The following is a 17,281-nucleotide window of genomic DNA, read 5'->3' as shown; positions in this document are numbered from 1 at the left end:
CATGGCACAGCTGGCGATGGTGATGAACCTCGACAAATGCATCGGCTGTCACACCTGTTCGGTCACCTGCAAACAGGCGTGGACCAATCGCGCGGGCACCGAGTACGTGTGGTTCAACAATGTGGAAACCCGTCCGGGACAGGGGTATCCGCGCCGCTACGAGGATCAGGAGAAGTGGAAGGGCGGATGGACCCTGAACAAGCGGGGCCGCCTCACCCTCAAATCCGGGTCCCGGATGAAGCGGCTGCTCAATATCTTCGCCAACCCGGATCTGCCCACCGTGTCGGACTACTACGACCCGTGGAGCTACGACTACGACAATCTGCTGTCCGCACCGCAGATGGACACCACCCCGGTGGCGCGGCCCAAATCCCTTATTACGGGCGAGGATACGGACGTCACCTGGGGCGCGAACTGGGATGACTCGCTCGGTTCCGGCCCGGAGCAGGTCGGTAAGGACCCGCTGCTGGCCAAGCTGTCCGAACAGGTGAAGCTCGAATTCGAGCAGACCTTCATGTTCTACCTGCCGCGCATCTGCGAGCACTGCCTGAACCCGTCCTGCGCGGCGGCCTGCCCGTCGGGGGCCATCTACAAGCGGTCCGAGGACGGCATCGTCCTGGTCGATCAGGACAAGTGCCGCGGCTGGCGGCAGTGCGTGAGCAGTTGCCCGTACAAGAAGATCTACTTCAACCACAAGACGGGCAAGGCGGAGAAGTGCACCTTCTGCTATCCGCGCGTGGAGGTCGGCATTCCGACGGTGTGCTCGGAAACCTGTGTGGGACGGCTGCGGTACATCGGCGTCATGCTCTACGACGCGGACGCGGTACTCGACGCCTGTTCGGTGACCGAGGACAAGGATCTGTATCCGGCGCAGCTCGGGGTGTTCCTCAATCCGCATGATCCGCGCGTGATCGCCGAGGCCGAGGCCTCTGGCATTTCTCCGGATTGGATTCAGGCGGCGCAGGATTCGCCGGTCTACAAGCTCATCGTCGACTACAAGATCGCACTGCCGTTGCATCCGGAATACCGCACCATGCCGATGGTCTGGTACGTGCCGCCGCTGTCACCGGTGGTGGATGTGCTGTCCGAGACCGGGCACGACGGTGAGAACGCCTCGAACCTGTTCGGTGCGATCGACGCCCTGCGAATTCCCTTGGAATACCTCGCCGAATTGTTCACCGCCGGTGAGATCGGCCCGGTCCGCGATGCACTGCAACGACTGGCGGGCATGCGCGCGTTCATGCGGTCGATCAATCTCGGGCAGGAACCCGATATGGCGATTCCGGATTCGGTGCACCTCGAACCCGAGGAGATCGAGGCCATGTACCGGCTGCTCGCCATCGCCAAATACGAGCACCGCTATGTGATCCCCAACGGCGCGACATCGCGGGCGCACGAACTGGATTCGCTCGCCACCGGGTGTTCGCTGGACACCGACGGCGGGCCGGGAATGACGGCGTTCGATGTGATGGCCGAGAAGTTCCATCTCACCGATACCAATGGCGCTGCGCCGGAGGAGAAGTCGACCCGGGTCAACCTGCTGAACTGGGACGGTAAGAACGCCAACGGCCTACTGCCCACCCGCAACGGCAACGCCAACGGCACGAACGGCGACGGCACGAACGGCGACGCTCCTCCCGGCGACGATGTGCCCGAACCGATTACGACGGGCGCGAGCCGATGAGCCTGCTGAAACTGCGACGTCGCCCCGAACCGGTGATCGCGCTCTCCGAGCGGGACCGCCATCTGGTGTGGCGGCTGGCGGCACTGCTGCTGGACTATCCACACGAGCGCACCCTCGCCATGCTCGACGATTTGTCCAGCGCCGCAGCCGAATTGCCGCCCACGGTGCGCCCGCACCTGGAGGGCTTCCTCGATCACCTGCGCACCACCTCCCCCATCGCACTGGCCCAGCAGTATGTCGAAACCTTCGATATGCGCCGCCGCGCCAGCCTGCACCTGACCTTCTACGCCTACGGCGACACCCGCAAACGCGGTATGGCCCTGCTGCGTTTCAAGCACGCCTACCGTCAGGCGGGTGTCGAGCTCGGCGATCAGGAACTGCCCGATCATCTGCCGGTACTGCTGGAATTCGCCGCCACCGTGGACCCCATCGGGGGTGAACGGCTGCTCGGCGAACACGTCCCGGTGCTGGAGCTGCTGCGACTTTCGCTGTCCGACAGCGGATCTCCGTACGCGGGCATTCTCACCGCCGTCACCTGCACGCTGCCGCCGGTCACCACCGCCGATCGCCGTCGCATCGCCGAACTCGCCGCCCAGGGTCCGCCCGAGGAAGAGGTCGGCCTGGAACCCTTCGCCATGGACCCCCTGGCCTTCGCCGGATCGGAAGCCCGCCGATGACCCCCGCCCTCTGGCTGACGCTCCCCTACGTCGCCTTCACCTCCTTCGCCCTGGGCCATCTGTGGCGCTACCGCAATGACCAGTTCGGCTGGACCACCCGCTCCTCGCAGGTCTACGAATCCCGGCTGTTGCGCCTGGGCAGTCCGCTGTTCCATTTCGGCATGCTCGGGGTGATCGGCGGGCATGTGCTGGGTGTGCTCATCCCCGAGTCCTGGACCGATGCGGTCGGCATCTCCGAGCACCTGTATCACGTGGTGGCGGTCTCGGCGGGCACGGTCGCGGGTATCGCGGTAATCGCCGGCATCGCCATCCTGCTGTATCGGCGGCTCACCGTGACCGCCGTGCGCAAGGCCACCACCCGCAACGATCAGGTCATGTACGTGCTGCTGGCCGGGGCGCTCATCACCGGCCTGCTGAATACGGTCGGCAGCAATCTGCTGTGGGGGACCTACAACTACCGCGAGACCGTCTCCCCGTGGTTCCGCAGCCTGTTCTCCATCCATCCCCAGCCCGATCTCATGGTCGGCACGCCCTGGACCTTCCAGGCGCACGGGCTGATCGTGCTGACCCTGATCGGCATCTGGCCGTACACCCGCCTGGTGCACATGTTCAGCGCCCCGATCGGCTATCTGACCCGCCCGTACGTGGTCTACCGCAGCAAGGAGACCAACGCGGCCGACAAGCGCCGCTTCGCCCGCGCCTGGGAAACCTCATCGCTGCCGCCGCGCTAGTTCGCGAAAACCCCCGTCGACCTGCCTTGTGACAAGCGACAAACGCGTTTCCGGGCGATCTCATTTCTATAACTCCGGCCACCAAGTAGGGTAAGGAATAGACGGTGTTGACCCGATTCATTCGGATACGGCAACCCGACACGGCCTGGGAAGACTTCTATGACCCTGATCAACCAGACCACCAACCTGCGCGATGAGCAGGGTGAGTTCGGTGCGGCACGCGCCGCGGAGAAGGCCGCCTGCGCCAAGCAGAACGCGCAGGCCAGGCATACGGTCGCCGGGCACGCACTCGACGCGGCCGATTGCGAATACCTCCTGCAGATGCTGGGTCTGGACGCGGCCAGCCTCGGCCCGGACGGTCTCGCCAAGGATTGAAAAAGCAACTGCCGGTCACCAGAATTTCTGATGACCGGCAGGGGTAACCGTATTTACCCGGCGAGTTTGGCCAGGTTCGGGAAATTGCTGATTTCCCAGCCGCCGTCCACCACCAGTTCGGTACCGGTGATGTACGAGGCGTCGGCACTGGCGAGGAACAGGCACGGCGCGGCGACCTGTTCCGCCGTGGCCGCCGCACCCAGCGGAATACGGTCCAGGAACATCTGTTTCGCCGGTTCGTACCCCATGACCGCCGCCACCAGCGGGGTGTCGACGAGGCCGGGCAGCACCGAGTTCACTCGAATTCCGTACTGGGCCAACTCCAATGCGGCGTTCTTGCTGAACATCACCACACCGGCCTTACCGGTGGCATAGGCGCTGCCGCCCGGCATCGGCACGCGGCCGTCCAACGACGAGATGTTGACGATCGCACCGCCACCGGACTCACGCATCAGGCGCGCTTCGTGTTTGGTGCAGAGGAACACGCTCTTCTGCACCAGATCGACGGTGAAATCCCAATCGGATTCGTCGAGATCGGTAACCGCGCCGATGCGGGAGCCGCCCGCCACATTGAACGCCGCGTCGAGGCGGCCGAAACGCTCTGCGGCAATGGCGATTCCGGCGGCGATCTGCGCCTCCACCGTTACGTCGGCCACGGCCGGGACGAAGGCGTCGCCGAGTTCGGCGACCTTCTTCTGCAAACCGGCCTCATCGATATCGAGGCCGACGACCGACGCGCCCTCGGCCACCAGTGCGGTGGCGATGGCCGAACCGATACCGGAGGCCGCGCCCGTCACCACGGCGGTCTTGCCACCGAATCGTGCTGTGCTCATTGTGAATTCCCTGATCTGCTCATTGATGCGCTACTGCCCGCGCCGACCGGCGCGCAGGAACTGCCCGGTGCGCTGTTTCCCGAGGGCCGGGGATTTCTCGCCAAGTCCGAAGACGTGCTCACCGTTCACCAGGACCGCGGTGACGGTGTCGTCATTGCGATTGACCATGCGAGAGAGGTTGTCGTACTCGGGAATCGGGTTCTCCGCGTACGCGTCCAGGCTCTCGTCCAGGTGCGCCGGATCGATGATCACCACATCGGCGCGATCACCGACGCGCAGATGTCCGGCGTCCAGGTCGTACCAGTCGGCCAGCTCGCCCGTGACGCGGTGCACGGCGTGCTCCACGGTCATGAACGGCTTGCCTGCCTGCTGCGCCCGATCGACCCGCCGCAGCAGGCGCAGGCCGAAGTTGTAGAAGGCCATATTGCGCAGGTGCGCACCCGCATCGGAAAAGCCCAGTTGCACACTGGGATCCGCGGCGAGCTGATCGAGCACCTCGGGCCGGTGATTGGAGATGGTGGTGCGCCAGCGCACCTTGGGGCCGTACTCCACCACCAGATCCAGGAAGGCGTCCACCGGATGCACGCCGCCGCGATCCACGCCGACCTGACCGAAGGTCTTGCCGATCACGCTCGCGTCCGGGCATTCGGTGATCTCGGCATCGAAGAAATCCCGATGCCAGACCCGCGGACCCCACTTCTTGTCGTAATCCCTGCGGAACCAGCGCCGGTAGTTCTCGTCGGCGAGCAGCTCGCGTCGCTCGTCGATCTGATTGGACAGGTGCAAAGCGGCCGCACCGGAACCGAATTCCTCGAACACCGGCAGATCGATGCCGTCCGAGTAGACCTCGAACGGCACCGGCAGATGCTGCCAGCGGAAATCGCCGCCGAGCCGGTTCAGGACCTTGCCGATGAGCGGGAAGACCTTCACCACACCGGGGATCGCCTTGATATCGGCGGCCGAGAGCAGGCTGACCTTCAGATTCGGCCGGAAGATGCCGAGACTGCTCACCGCCATGGCGACCAGGCTCTGCGGGCGGGCCACATCGGGACCGCCCTGGAGCGCCCGCTTGCGTTCGCGCAGAATGCGATTCAGCCGCCGCCGTTCCTTCGGCTTGGCGTAGGTGGAGGGCAGTGTGCGCGAGCGGCACACCTCACCGTCGAGTTTGTCGAACAGCAGCTGCTGTGACGACATGCCGACGAATCCGGCGTCGAGGGCCTCGGACAGCTTGTGTTCCATGGCCCGCAACTCGGATTCGGTGGGCGTGACATCGGGACTGGTGGCCCGCTCCAAGCCCATCTGCGCCGACCGGATATCCGAATGCCCGATGAAGGCAGCGAGATTCGCGCCCAGCGGCAGCGATTCCAGCGCCGCCACATAGCTGTGCGCGCTGTTCCAGGTCTTGAGCCCGTCGACGGCCGCCACCACGTGTTTGCGCGGAATGGCCTCCACCCGGCCGAACAGGTCACCGGCGTCGGAGCCGTTGACGTGCACGGTCGAGAGCGAGCACGACCCGAGCAGAATCGTGGTGACGCCGTGCCGCAGCGATTCCGACAGCGTCGGATCCAGCAGCACCTCCACGTCGTAGTGGGTGTGGATATCGACCATGCCCGGAATCACCCACTGCCCGGCGGCGTCTATCACTCGCGCGCAATCGGTTTCGTCCAGCGGAGTGGCGCTGACCACGGCGATCCGGCCGCCGCTGATGCCGATATCACGGATGGCCGAGGGCGCGCCGGTGCCGTCGAACCAGCGACCGCCCTTGATGATGGTGTCGTACACGGTGATTCACTCCCCCAGCGATAGTTCGCGGCGCAGCACCTTGCCGGTCGCATTGCGCGGCAGGGCGTCGGCGGTGATGAGCCAGCGCGCGGGCACCTTGAAGTACGCCAGCCGCTGCGCCACGTGATCGCGCAACTCATCCTCGGTGACCGAATCCGGGTCCGCGACAACGATAATGGCCGCGACTTCCTGCCCGAGATCCTCGTGCGGGACGCCGAGCACCGCGGATTCGCGCACCAGCGGATGCTCGTCCAGGGCGTTCTCGATCTCGGCCGGGTAGACGTTCTCGCCGCCGCGCAGAATGAGATCCGAACGCCGCCCGGCCATTTGCAGCAGGCCGCCGGAGACGAAGCCGAAGTCACCGGTGCGCAGCCAGCGATTCTCATCGATGGAGGCGGCGGTGGCGGCCGGATCGTTGTAGTAGCCGAGCATGACGTACGGGCTGCGCACGCAGATCTCGCCCTCGGTGCCGTCCGGCACGACTTTGCCTTCGGCATCGCGGATTTCGATGGCGACGCCGACGATCGGCCGCCCCACGGTCTCCGGATTCGCGATCAGGTCCGGCGGGGTCGCCACGGTGGCGGCGGTGCCGCTCTCGGTGCAGCCGTAGCTGGTGGTCAGCGCGACCTGGGCCACCGGCACCCGCTCGCGCAGGCGCTGATGCAGGGCGGGCGAGGACGGCGCGGTGTTCAGCGACAGCGCCGACAGCGAGGACAGATCGTATTGCGCGACATCGACATCGAGCAGTCGGCTGGCCATGGTCGGCACCGCCGCCCAATTGGTGATGCGCTCGGATTCGATGAGCCCCAGAATCTTCTCGGCGTCGAAACCGCCGCGGTGGAAGATGACGGCGTCACCGGTGGTGAGCCGGGGAATCACCAGATTGTGCAGGCTCGCGATATGGAACAGCGGCGAGGTGTTGAGGTAGCGCCGATTCGTCGGCGAACCATCCCACTGCAGTCCGCGGAAGCCCGCCGCCAGCGCATCGGTGAAACGGTGATAGTCGCTGACCGCCACCATATTCCGCTGTGAGTGCACCACGCCCTTGGGGCGGCCGGTGGTGCCGCTGGTGTAGAGGATGCAGGCCGGATCCTCCTCGGCCACTTCGGCGGTCGGGTACTGCCCCGCGAATTCCGCCGTCAGCGCCGGAAGGTCGTTCTCCATGGTGATGACGGGCACCTGTGCGCCCGAATCCGCCAGTAGCGCGGCCCGTTTGGCGTCCGCGATCACCACCTTCGGCTCGGTGTGCCCGATGCCGTAGGCGATCTCCTGCGGGGCCCACCAGGCGTTGTAGCCGACCGGGATCGCGCCTAAACGCTGTGCGGCCCAGAAGGTCAGCACCCATTCGGGGGTATTGGCGGCCAGAATGCCGACCCGATCACCCTTGCCGACGCCGTAGCGTTCGGCCAGTGCGGCGGCGAGCGCACCCGCCGCCTCGTAGTGCTGGGCGTAGGTCAGCCGGGAATCGGCGGTGACCAGATAGTCGCGGTCGCCGAGTTCGCGCGAATCCTCCAGCAGTTCCAGCAGGGAGCGCCGCCGATTGCGGAATACCGGAATGGTCGCGCCGAGCACCGGTTCCACGGTGATCTCGAACGGGCCGCCGGGACCGGTCAGGCCACCGGCGATCTGCGCCGCGAGCGCTTGGAGGTCAACAGCTTTGGTCATGAATCTGATCCTCGAGTATGTGGTGGGTCCGCGTACCGATATTGCCGTTTCTCCGCGCGCTCACGCGCCGCCCCGCACCGCGGCGAAGGCCGCCTTCAGGTAGGCGTCCGCGCGGTCGGAGCCGATCAGGCCGGGCGCCATGCGATTCATGGTGTACGCGAAGGTCACCCGGTGATCGAGATCGTTGACGACCATGGAGCCGCCGAGACCGCCCCACCAGCACACCCGGCCGTCCGGGACATTCGGCACCGTCTGCGCGTGCGGCAGGCCGTAACCGATACCGAAACGCAGCGGCAGCAGGATCGCCAGGTCCACACCGTCGGTCTGCTCGTCGAAAATGAGGTCGATCGTCTTCTCGGACAGGTACTTCCGGCCGCTGAGCTCCCCGCCATTGCTGATCAGCGACTGGATGCGCGCCACCGACCGGGCATTGCCCTGACCGTTCACGCCGCCGATCTCGGCGTCCCGCCACTCCGGCGTACCGCACATCTCGAAATCCAGCAGCGGCTGGAACAGCGTCTTGTACATGACGCTGTCCTGCGGCAGCAGCGATTGATCGAACTCCGGATACTCCGGCGGCACCAGGGTGGCGATGCGATCGGAATACTGTGCGGCCCCGCCGATATGGAAGTCCGCGCCGAGCGGACCGGCCAGCTCGTCGGCGAAGAACTTCCCCAGGGTGCGGCCGTCGATACGGCGGATCAGCTCCCCGATCAGATGCCCGTAGTTGAGCGCGTGATAGCCCGAGACGGTGCCCGGCTCCCACCACGGCTCCTGTTCGGCCAGCCGCGCGGTGGACGACTCCCGCTCGTAGATATCGGGCACTTCGATCGGGGCTTCCCAGCCCGAGACACCCGAGGTGTGCGAAAGCAGGTGCCGCACTTCGATATCGGCCTTGCCATTGGCCGCGAACTCCGGCCAGTAGTGCGCCACCTTCTCGTGCACATCGAGCGCGCCCTGATCGACCAGCAGCAGGGCGCTGAGCGCGGTCATGGTCTTGGTGACCGAGAAGGCGTTCACCAGGGTGTCCGCACCCCAGCGCCGGGTGCGCTCGGGGTCGGCGTGCCCGCCCCACAGATCGACGACGGTATCGCCCTCGACCGTGATGCACAGGGATGCGCCCAATTCCGCCCCGGACTCCACCTGTTCGGTGAAAGCCGTACGGACATCGGCGAATTCGTCGGCGCAGAATCCAGCCACGTTGCTCATTCCGATCCGCCCTTTCTCAGACTCGGACGGCCGCGCGGGCCGGGACCGGTAGCTCATGACCCTGTGCCGCGGCGCGTTTCGCACCGCGCGCCAGCTCGCGCTGGAGATCGCGCACATAGGGCTCGAATTCGATCTGGATGGTGTGCCGTGGCGAGTCGTAGTACTGACCGCTGCGCTTCTCCTCGGCCAGGCGCATGGCCTCGGCCATCTCGGCCTCGGACGGCAGCCGGTAATTGCCGGTCAGATAAGCGGCGACCAGCTTGGACTGCTGTTCGGCGAAGTTCACCAGCGTCGGCATGGGCTGGGCCAGGCCGAGATAGAAGAGATTGTCGATGCCCGGCTTGATCATCTGCCGGTACAGCGGAATCATATTGCGCGCATCGGGCACCAGTTCCGCATCGGAGAAGAACGGGAAGCTGATGTGATATCCGGTGGCGCACAACACCACATCCACCTCCTCCACGCTGCCGTCCGCGAAATGCACGTTCTTGCCGTCCAGGCGGGTGATGGCGGGTTTGAAGTCGATATCGCCGCAACCGGCGCGGTGCAGGAATTCCTCACTCGCGGACGGATGTGCCTCGAACGGCAGATGATCCGGCTTGGGCAGGCCGTAATCCTCCATATAGCCGCGATTCTTGACCACGAAGCGCTGTTTCAGCTTGAGCCCCAGCTTCTTCGGCATCCACGGCGGCAGCGACGCCTTATCGCCGACCTTGCCGTTCACATACTTGGGCAGCACCCAGACACCGCGCCGGGCGGACAGGAAGAACTTCGAGGCGATGAACTTCTGCGACAGCTCGGTGGCGATATCCAGCCCCGAATTGCCCATGCCCACGACCACGATCCGCTTGCCGCGCATATCGATCGGATCGAACGGATCGTTGTAGGCGTGTGAATGCATGAGCACACCGTCGAATTCACCCGGGTAGTCCGGCATGCGCGGATCCCAGTGGTGGCCGTTGCACACCAGCAGCACGTCATAGGTTTCGGTGCGGCCGGTGTCGGTGCTGATCTGCCACAGACCCTCGGCATCGCGCTTGGCCGAGATCACCTTGGTGTTCAGGATGATTCGATCGCCGAAGCCGAAATGCTCGACGTAATCCTTGAAGTACTGGTGCAGCTGGGTGTGGTGCGGGAAGTCCGGCCACTCATCCGGGGCCGGATAGTCCTCGAAGGCCAGCCGGAACTTGGAGGTGTCGATGTGCAGGCTCTGATAGCAGGCCGACATGCCGTTCGGGTTCTTGAAGTACCAATTGCCGCCGATCTGATCGGAAGCCTCATAGCAATCGAAGGGGATGCCGTACTCGGCAAGCCGCTTGGCGGCAGTGATGCCGGACGGGCCGGCGCCGATAACGCACACCCTGGGCAACTCGCGTGTTTCCAATGCACTCTCCTGGCTTCGGCCGCAGGTCACACTCCACGGCCGGACGTGATGTGACACACACGCTAGCATTCGCTAGACATAGTGTCTAGTGAATCTACAAACGTCTATTATCGGGAGGGAAACACCGGCAGACGTAGACTCGAGCATCGGAAAAGGCCGCCGCACGGGCGCCTTTCGCTCACCCCGAACCAAGGCGGCCAGCACCTATGCAGACCGAACCGGCCACTGACCCCGCACCCGTCGCGGGGGTGACCACCCGGCGCACCTCACTGCGCGATGAGCAGAAACGGCTCACCCGCAGCAGGCTCATCGACGCGGCCAAACAGCTGTTCACCACCCAGGGGTACGCACCCGTGCGAGTGGACGACATCGCCGCGGCGGTCGGATGCAGCCGCGCCACCTTCTATCTGCACTTCACCGGCAAACCGGATGTATTGCGGGCCATTGCCGCCCAGGGCGCACTGCCCAGCGTGCAGCATTTCTACGAGGATCTGGACCATGTGCTCGACACCGGATCGCGCGAGGAGTTCGCGGCCTGGATGCGGCGGTCCATCGACTGGTTCCAGGAGTACAAGGATCTACTGCCCGCCTGGGATGAGGCGACGGCGCTGGAACCGGAGTTCCGGGAAGTGGCGCGCGAGGGCATTCTGGCGGTGCCGAATGTGATGACGTCGTATCTGTCGCGCTGGCCCGAGGGGCAGCAGGATGAGGCGCGGCTGCGGATCGAATTGCTGGTGGCGCAGTTGGAGCGGTTCTTCACGCGCTGGGCCATGCAGGGCACGATCGACGTCTCGGCCGAGGAGGCCGCGACGGTGCTGACCGATATCTGGTTCCCGGCATTGCAAACACCCGGGGCCTGACGGCTATTGGCGATGCCGGTCAGCGTGGATCGGCAAATGCCTCTCGGCGGGGACTGGCAAATGCGCTGGGGTGGGCACTGGCAAATGCCCAGCTGCCTCAGTTCGCGATGAATGTGGTGCGGGCTTGTTTCAATTCCCAGAAGGCGCGCAGCGCAATGATTTTCCCCGCCGAATTCACGCGATAGGTGAAGACGCCGTCCACCTCGGTGGCACGCTCCGCGCGCTCGCTGCGAATGGTTCCGATGAACGCCACCTCATCGCCACAGGCATAGGAATCGGTGAGCCGGAAGTCGATGGCACTGGGGGCGATGGCCATATCCCAGAAGGCGGCAATGGCATCGAGGCCGAAATGGCCCGCGCCGACGGGATCGTACGGGGAGATACCGATGGGGTCCTCGACCCGCGCGTCCGGCGCGAACAGGGCCAGCCACGCCGCCTTGCGTTTACCGCGCACCGCGGCCTGTGAGGCGAGACCGGCACGGCGGGCGGGATGTTCGGCATCGGACATGCCGCCATCCTGTGCCCGCCGTAGTCGATAGTCGACCGGGAATTCCGGTCAGCGGGCGGCGGCGGAACCCGTCCAGCCGAAGCCCGCACCCGGGGTGACAGCCGGATCATTGGCATTGACCTGCGCGCTGCACGCCTCATCGCTCAAGCCGGACGCCTTGCACGCCGTCCACGGGTCGTACATCGGCACAGCGGAGGCAGGGGCGAAAGACCCTGCGGCACAACCTGCAATCAGACCGACAGTGACAACCAGCTTCTTCACCGGGAAACCCTTCGAGCGAAATGGAATTTCCTGGCACATTGCCATGGCACTGCGAAAACTGCCAAACAATCGAAGATTTCGGCGATTCGGTCAGGCCGCGCGAACGGTGCGCAATGTGCCCGCCGCGATGCGATAGCGATCGATGAGCAAACGCACGATCGCGGGGTGCACACCGATCGGCTCGGCCACTCCGTCCGCGCCCGCGCCATGCAGCCGCTCATGGAAAAGACCGTGCGCCAGCAGATACGACGCGATGAAAACCCGCTGTGCGCCCGCCGCCCGCAATTCGGCGACCACCTCGGGCACCTTCGGCTCACCGGTGGCGATATACGCCACCCGCACCGGCGCGGCGATCTGCTCGGCCAGCAGTCCCGCCGCCCGCCGCACATCCCGGCGCGCCCGCGCATCCGATGATCCGGCGGCCGCGAACACCACCGCGTCACCGGGCCGCCAACCGGCAGCCCGCAACCGCATCCGCATCACCGCGGCCAGGGCCGGATCCGGCCCCATGGCCCGGGTGACCGCGACGGCGCCGTGCGCACTCGCGGCCACCTCTCGCGGCACATCCTGATACACGTGATATCCGGACGCCAGGAACGCCGGAACCACAACGGCGGGAACATCATCCACGTCGCGCAACACCTCGGACGGCGAAGGCCCGAGCACATCCACGAACGCCGTCCGCACCCGCGGCACCTCGGAAGATGCCGATGCGCCCCCGAACGGCGCACCGGCACCAGCTTCCACCCGCACCGCGAAATCCGCTGTGCGAGTGACACGTCCGTCGGCCTGCGCCTCCAACTCGCTCGAAACGGCCTCGGCCAGCGCCGCGATCATCTCCACCCCGCGCGCACTCCTGGTGCCGTGCGCCACCAGAATCAGCGCAGGGGTGTTCACCAGACCTCCGCGACGGGGGCGGGGCGGATCGGGCGGACGGGTGCGCCGGAGCCGGTGACGGCGGGACGCGGCGGGTGTGCCGCGCCATTCATCGGGGAGTCGGTGGGACGGGGGATGGCGGGGCCGCGCGCCGGGATGTCCTGGCGGGGCGGGAAACCCGTTGCCCGGGAGGGGAATTGCGAGCGCGCGGCTGGGGTCGGGGGCTGGACCGGGCGCGGGTTGTCTATGCATTCGGCCGGGTCCAGGGCGAGGCGGTAGCCGCGTTTGACGACGGTTTGAATGGCCTTGGGGGTGCCCAGGCCCGCGCGCAGGCGGGCGATGGCGGTTTCCACGGCGTGGGTGTCATCGCCGCCGCCGGGGAGGGCGGCGAGCAGATCCTCGCGGGAGACCACGCGACCGGCCTGGCGGGCCAGCGAACGCATGAGAGCCATTGGGGCCGGGGCCAATTGGCGCACCTGACCGTCCACCACGACGCACGCGCCGCGCACGCTCAGGATGTGACCGGCCGCCTGGATACGGTTGGCACGGCGTGGAAGTTCTTCCGCCACATGGCGAGCCAGCGCGCCGAGCCGGGCGCGACCGGGCATGGTGGTGGCGACACCGAGTTCCTCCAGCGGCGCGGCGGTGATCGGGCCGACGCACGCGGCCAGCACCCGACCCCGGAAGGCGTGCAGGATCGCGTCGAGCAGTCCGGTTTCCTTGGCGCGCATCAGAAGTGAGGCAACGGCGGGCGCACTGGTGAAGGTCACGCAGTCCAGGCCGCCGGTGACGATGCCCTCGATGAGGCGATCCATCGGGGTGCGATCCTCGGGCGGAATCCAGCGGTAGACCGGTACCGGCACCACATCGGCTCCGGCACAGCGCAATACCTCGCAGAAGTCCGGGACCGGCTCCCATTCGGTGGTCGCGCCGTGCAACTGCACCGCGATCCGCATACCCTCGACGCCCTGGGCGAGCAGATGATCGAGCACCTCGGCGGAGGATTCGGACGCGGGCGACCATTCCTCACGCAGTTCGGCGGCGCGAATCGCGCCCTTGGCCTTGGGGCCGCGCGCCAGCATGCGGGTGGTGGCCAGGGTTTCGCGCAGTTCCTCGGCCAGTCCCCAGCCCTCGGCGGCCTCCATCCAGCCCCGGAATCCGATCCCGGTGGTGGCGACGGTGAGCTGCGGCGGTTCGGCGATCAGCTGGCGGGTGACCCGCTCCAGCTCGGTGTCATCGGCGAGCGGAATGATTCGAATCGCCGGTGCGGAAACAATATTCGCGCCCCGGCGGGTGAGCAGCGTACCGAGCTCATCGGCCCGGCGCGCCGCCGTGATGCCGACCGTGAATCCGGCCAGCGGGGTTCCAGCGTCGACCTCGGTCATGCCGTACCGCCGTCGAACGCTCCAGGCTCACCGGGAAAACGCATGGGCTCGGTGGCCACCGAGACCGCACCGTCGACCACGCGCACCGCGTGCACCGGCACCGATACCGCGTCATCATCGAGGCAGCGCCCGTCGATGAGCGAGAACGCCTGCTTGAGCAGCGGCGAAGCCACCACGGGCACCCCGCCGCGGTCGCCGACGATGCCGCGCGACATGACCGCCGCCCGGCCGAACGGATCGATATTGCCGATGGCGTACAACGTGCCGTCGGTGGTCAAGAAAAGCGCCGCCTGACGGCCGCCCTTCAGCAATACCGCAACGCCGCGGCCGGGAATCAGATAATCGAGTCGGCATGCCGGGGTCCAGCCGGCGAGGCTGGTCGCGGTGCCTGGTGTGTCGATCACGGTGGTCATCGGTACTCTCCTCCGAACGCCCTCACCTATTGATACGGACGTCCTGTTTCCGGGCGGTTAAGCGGTCATTTCCCGTAGGTGGCGATGGCTGAGCCGCTGATCACAGCGAATCGGCCGCCTTGATCGGCGGAATTCCCAGCAACACCGGCACCTTGCGCTCACCGCTCTCGTCGAAGGCGATGGTCGGATCCGCCTCGTCCGGGGCGTTCACGAACGATACGAAGCGGGACAGCTTCTCCTCGTCCTCGAGCACGGCGGCCCATTCGTCGCGGTAGCCGTCCACGTGCCGGGCCATGGCGGCTTCCAGATCGGCGGCGATGCCGAGGCTGTCCTCGCAGACGACGGCCTTGAGGTAGTCGATGCCGCCCTCCAGGGCCTCCTGCCACGGCGCGGTGCGCTGCAACCGGTCGGCGGTGCGGATGTAGAACATGAGGTAGCGGTCGATATAGCTGATCAGCGTCTCGTCATCGAGTTCACCGGCCAGCAGCACCGCGTGCTTCGGGGTGAGACCGCCATTGCCGCCGACGTACAGGTTCCAGCCGTGCTCGGTGGCGATGACGCCGACGTCCTTACCGCGCGCCTCCGCGCATTCGCGGGCGCACCCGGATACGCCCAGCTTCAGCTTGTGCGGGGAACGCAAACCGCGGTAACGCTTTTCGAGCAGCACCGCCATGCCGACCGAATCCTGCTGACCGTAACGGCACCAGGTGGAGCCGACGCAGGACTTCACCGTGCGCAGCGATTTGCCGTACGCGTGCCCGGATTCCATGCCCGCGTCGACCAGGCGCTGCCAAATCAGCGGCAACTGCTCGACTCGCGCGCCGAACAGGTCGATGCGCTGACCGCCGGTGACCTTCACGTACAGATCGAATTCCTTGGCGACCTGGCCGATGGTGATGAGCTGCTCGGCGGTCACCTCACCGCCGGGCATGCGCGGCACCACCGAATAGGTGCCGTTCTTCTGAAGATTGGCCAGGAAGTGATCGTTGGTGTCCTGCAGTGCGGCCTGCTCACCGTCCAGAATGTGATCGCTGGAGGTCGAGGCCAGGATGGAGGCCACGGTCGGCTTGCAGATATCGCAACCGGTGCCGGTGCCGTGCTTGGCGATCAGACCGGAGAAGGTGCGGATGCCGGTGGACTGGATGATGTGGAACAGCTCGGCGCGGGACTGCGTGAAGTGCTCGCACAGCGACTTCGAGACCGCGACTCCCGACTGCTCCAGCAGCTTCTTGAGCATGGGAACGCAACCGCCGCAGGAGGTTCCGGCATTGGTGCAGCTCTTGATGGCCGGGACATCGCACGCGCCATCGGCGATGGCCCCGCAGATCGAACCCTTGGAAACGTTGTTGCAGGAACAGATCTGGGCGTCATCGGGCAGTGCGTCCGCACCCAGTTCCGCACCGGCCGGGGAGATCAGCGCGGCCGGTTCGGCGGGCAGCGGGCGGCCGACCAGCGGGCGCAGCGAGGAGTACGCGGTGGCATCGCCGACCAGCACGCCGCCGAGCAGCGTCTTGGCGTCATCGGAGACAACGAGTTTGGCGTAGGTGCCCTTGGCGGCGTCGTGCAGCACCACCGAGAGCGCGCCCTCGGTGCGGGCGTGCGCGTCACCGAAGCTGGCCACGTCCACACCGAGCAGCTTGAGCTTGGTGGACAGGTCCGCACCCGGGAATTCCCCAGCGCCACCGAGCAAGCGGTCCGCGACGACCTCGGCGGTGCTGTAGCCGGGGGCGACCAGGCCGTAGCAGACGCCCTCGATCGCGGCGACCTCGCCGATGGCGTAGATGTTCGGATCGGAGGTTCGCAGGCTCAGGTCGGTGATGATGCCGCCGCGCGGGCCGACCTCGATGCCCGCCGTGCGGGCGATCTCATCGCGGGGACGCACGCCCGCCGCGAACACCACCAGGGCGGCGCGCAGCTGCGACTCGTCCGAGAAGGTGACGTTCAGCTTCTCCGAAAGCGGTGCGTCCGCGATGGTTTCGATACTGGAGGTGCCGACGCCGGTGTGCACGTGCAGGCCCAGTTCGGTGACCAGCTTGGCCAGGATCGCGCCGCCGCCCTCATCGATCTGGGCGGGCATCAGCCACTGGTTGAACTCGACCACGTGCGGGGTCATACCGAGCAGGCGCAGCGCGTTGGCGGCCTCCAGGCCGAGCAGACCGCCGCCGACGACCACGCCGACCGCGCCCGGACCGGCGGCCTCGGCGGTGGCGCGAATGCCGTCCAGATCCTCGAGGGTGCGGTAGACGAAGCATTCGGGCTCGTCATGACCGGGGACCGGCGGTACGAAGGCGTACGAACCGGTCGCGAGAACCAGTGCGTCATAACCGATTACGTCACCGGTCGAGGTGGTGACCTTGCGCGCGGCCTTGTCGATCGCGTCGGCGCGCACGCCCAGGCGCACCTGCACCAGCTCGTCGCCCGGGTAGTCGTTGCCCGGCAACGCGAGTGCCGCGGTCTCCCATTCGCCCACGTAGGACGAGAGCCCGACTCGGTCGTACGCGGCCAGCCGCTCCTCGCTGAGCACGATGACCTGCCAGTCACCGGCGTCGTCGCGGGAGCGCAGCGCCTCCACGAAACGGTGTCCCACCATGCCGTGGCCGACGACCACCGCGGTCTTGCGTTCGACTGAGTTCGTCAT

General features: G+C 66.4%; 16 protein-coding genes. 5 read left to right on the top strand and 11 right to left on the bottom strand.

Annotation, left to right across the window (positions count from 1 at the left end; all coding sequences use genetic code 11):
• Position 1: 1 nt before the first annotated feature.
• The 4 genes from narH to ACFC0O_RS35650 all read left to right on the top strand — a co-directional run bounded on the left by narH (position 2) and on the right by ACFC0O_RS35650 (position 3,467).
• Positions 2-1,684, top strand: a complete 1,683-nt coding sequence (gene narH / locus ACFC0O_RS35665; protein WP_375966475.1) for a nitrate reductase subunit beta — start codon at positions 2-4, stop codon at positions 1,682-1,684.
• On the top strand, positions 1,681-2,361 hold the full coding sequence (gene narJ, locus ACFC0O_RS35660; protein WP_375965929.1) for a nitrate reductase molybdenum cofactor assembly chaperone: 681 nt from the start codon (positions 1,681-1,683) through the stop codon (positions 2,359-2,361). The genes narH and narJ overlap by 4 nt, the downstream gene beginning before the upstream one ends.
• Positions 2,358-3,092: a respiratory nitrate reductase subunit gamma gene (narI, locus tag ACFC0O_RS35655; RefSeq protein ID WP_364639461.1), complete on the top strand. Its 735-nt coding sequence runs from the start codon at positions 2,358-2,360 to the stop codon at positions 3,090-3,092. Before narJ ends, narI begins: the two co-directional genes overlap by 4 nt.
• Positions 3,093-3,251: 159 nt before the next feature.
• The gene (locus tag ACFC0O_RS35650; protein ID WP_375965927.1) at positions 3,252-3,467 is read left to right on the top strand and encodes a hypothetical protein; all 216 of its coding nucleotides are present in this window, start codon (positions 3,252-3,254) and stop codon (positions 3,465-3,467) included.
• Positions 3,468-3,520: 53 nt separating this feature from the next.
• Here the strand turns inward: ACFC0O_RS35650 and ACFC0O_RS35645 are convergent, their stop codons facing one another.
• Genes ACFC0O_RS35645 through ACFC0O_RS35625 form a run of 5 tightly spaced genes read right to left on the bottom strand, consistent with a single transcriptional unit; the run spans position 3,521 to position 10,340 of the window.
• Entirely contained in the window at positions 3,521-4,300 is a 780-nt protein-coding gene (locus ACFC0O_RS35645; RefSeq protein WP_375965925.1) for an SDR family NAD(P)-dependent oxidoreductase, read from the bottom strand.
• Between the two features lie 30 nt (positions 4,301-4,330).
• Positions 4,331-6,082: an amidohydrolase family protein gene (locus ACFC0O_RS35640; RefSeq protein ID WP_375965922.1), complete on the bottom strand. Its 1,752-nt coding sequence runs from the start codon at positions 6,080-6,082 to the stop codon at positions 4,331-4,333.
• Between the two features lie 6 nt (positions 6,083-6,088).
• A complete protein-coding gene (locus tag ACFC0O_RS35635; protein ID WP_375965920.1) occupies positions 6,089-7,747 on the bottom strand; it encodes a class I adenylate-forming enzyme family protein in 1,659 nt (552 codons plus the stop codon).
• 60 nt (positions 7,748-7,807) lie between these two features.
• The gene (locus ACFC0O_RS35630) at positions 7,808-8,956 is read right to left on the bottom strand and encodes a serine hydrolase domain-containing protein (RefSeq protein ID WP_375965917.1); all 1,149 of its coding nucleotides are present in this window, start codon (positions 8,954-8,956) and stop codon (positions 7,808-7,810) included.
• 16 nt (positions 8,957-8,972) lie between these two features.
• Positions 8,973-10,340 (bottom strand): flavin-containing monooxygenase, encoded by a 1,368-nt coding sequence (locus ACFC0O_RS35625; protein ID WP_375965915.1) that lies wholly within the window; start codon positions 10,338-10,340, stop codon positions 8,973-8,975.
• Between the two features lie 206 nt (positions 10,341-10,546).
• Between ACFC0O_RS35625 and ACFC0O_RS35620 the strand changes: the two genes are divergently transcribed.
• Positions 10,547-11,200, top strand: coding sequence for a TetR/AcrR family transcriptional regulator (locus ACFC0O_RS35620; protein ID WP_364639481.1), 654 nt, complete (start codon positions 10,547-10,549; stop codon positions 11,198-11,200).
• 97 nt (positions 11,201-11,297) lie between these two features.
• Here the strand turns inward: ACFC0O_RS35620 and ACFC0O_RS35615 are convergent, their stop codons facing one another.
• From ACFC0O_RS35615 to nirB, 6 genes are all read right to left on the bottom strand, one after another.
• On the bottom strand, positions 11,298-11,708 hold the full coding sequence (locus ACFC0O_RS35615) for a nuclear transport factor 2 family protein (RefSeq protein ID WP_375965912.1): 411 nt from the start codon (positions 11,706-11,708) through the stop codon (positions 11,298-11,300).
• Positions 11,709-11,756: 48 nt separating this feature from the next.
• Positions 11,757-11,891 carry a hypothetical protein gene (locus ACFC0O_RS35610; RefSeq protein ID WP_364639487.1) on the bottom strand — a complete coding sequence of 45 codons (135 nt, stop codon included), beginning with the start codon at positions 11,889-11,891 and terminating at the stop codon, positions 11,757-11,759.
• 168 nt (positions 11,892-12,059) lie between these two features.
• Complete coding sequence (locus ACFC0O_RS35605; protein ID WP_375965909.1) at positions 12,060-12,866, bottom strand: sirohydrochlorin chelatase; 807 nt, start codon at positions 12,864-12,866, stop codon at positions 12,060-12,062.
• On the bottom strand, positions 12,863-14,230 hold the full coding sequence (locus ACFC0O_RS35600; protein WP_375965906.1) for a uroporphyrinogen-III synthase: 1,368 nt from the start codon (positions 14,228-14,230) through the stop codon (positions 12,863-12,865). Before ACFC0O_RS35600 ends, ACFC0O_RS35605 begins: the two co-directional genes overlap by 4 nt.
• Positions 14,227-14,643, bottom strand: a complete 417-nt coding sequence (gene nirD, locus ACFC0O_RS35595; RefSeq protein WP_375965904.1) for a nitrite reductase small subunit NirD — start codon at positions 14,641-14,643, stop codon at positions 14,227-14,229. Before nirD ends, ACFC0O_RS35600 begins: the two co-directional genes overlap by 4 nt.
• Before the next feature lie 100 nt (positions 14,644-14,743).
• Complete coding sequence (gene nirB / locus ACFC0O_RS35590; protein WP_375965902.1) at positions 14,744-17,281, bottom strand: nitrite reductase large subunit NirB; 2,538 nt, start codon at positions 17,279-17,281, stop codon at positions 14,744-14,746.

The sequence above is a fragment of the Nocardia sp. NPDC056100 genome (genome assembly GCF_042266325.1).
Classification (GTDB): Bacteria; Actinomycetota; Actinomycetes; order Mycobacteriales; family Mycobacteriaceae; genus Nocardia.
This window is presented reverse-complemented; position numbering and strand designations above follow the sequence as displayed.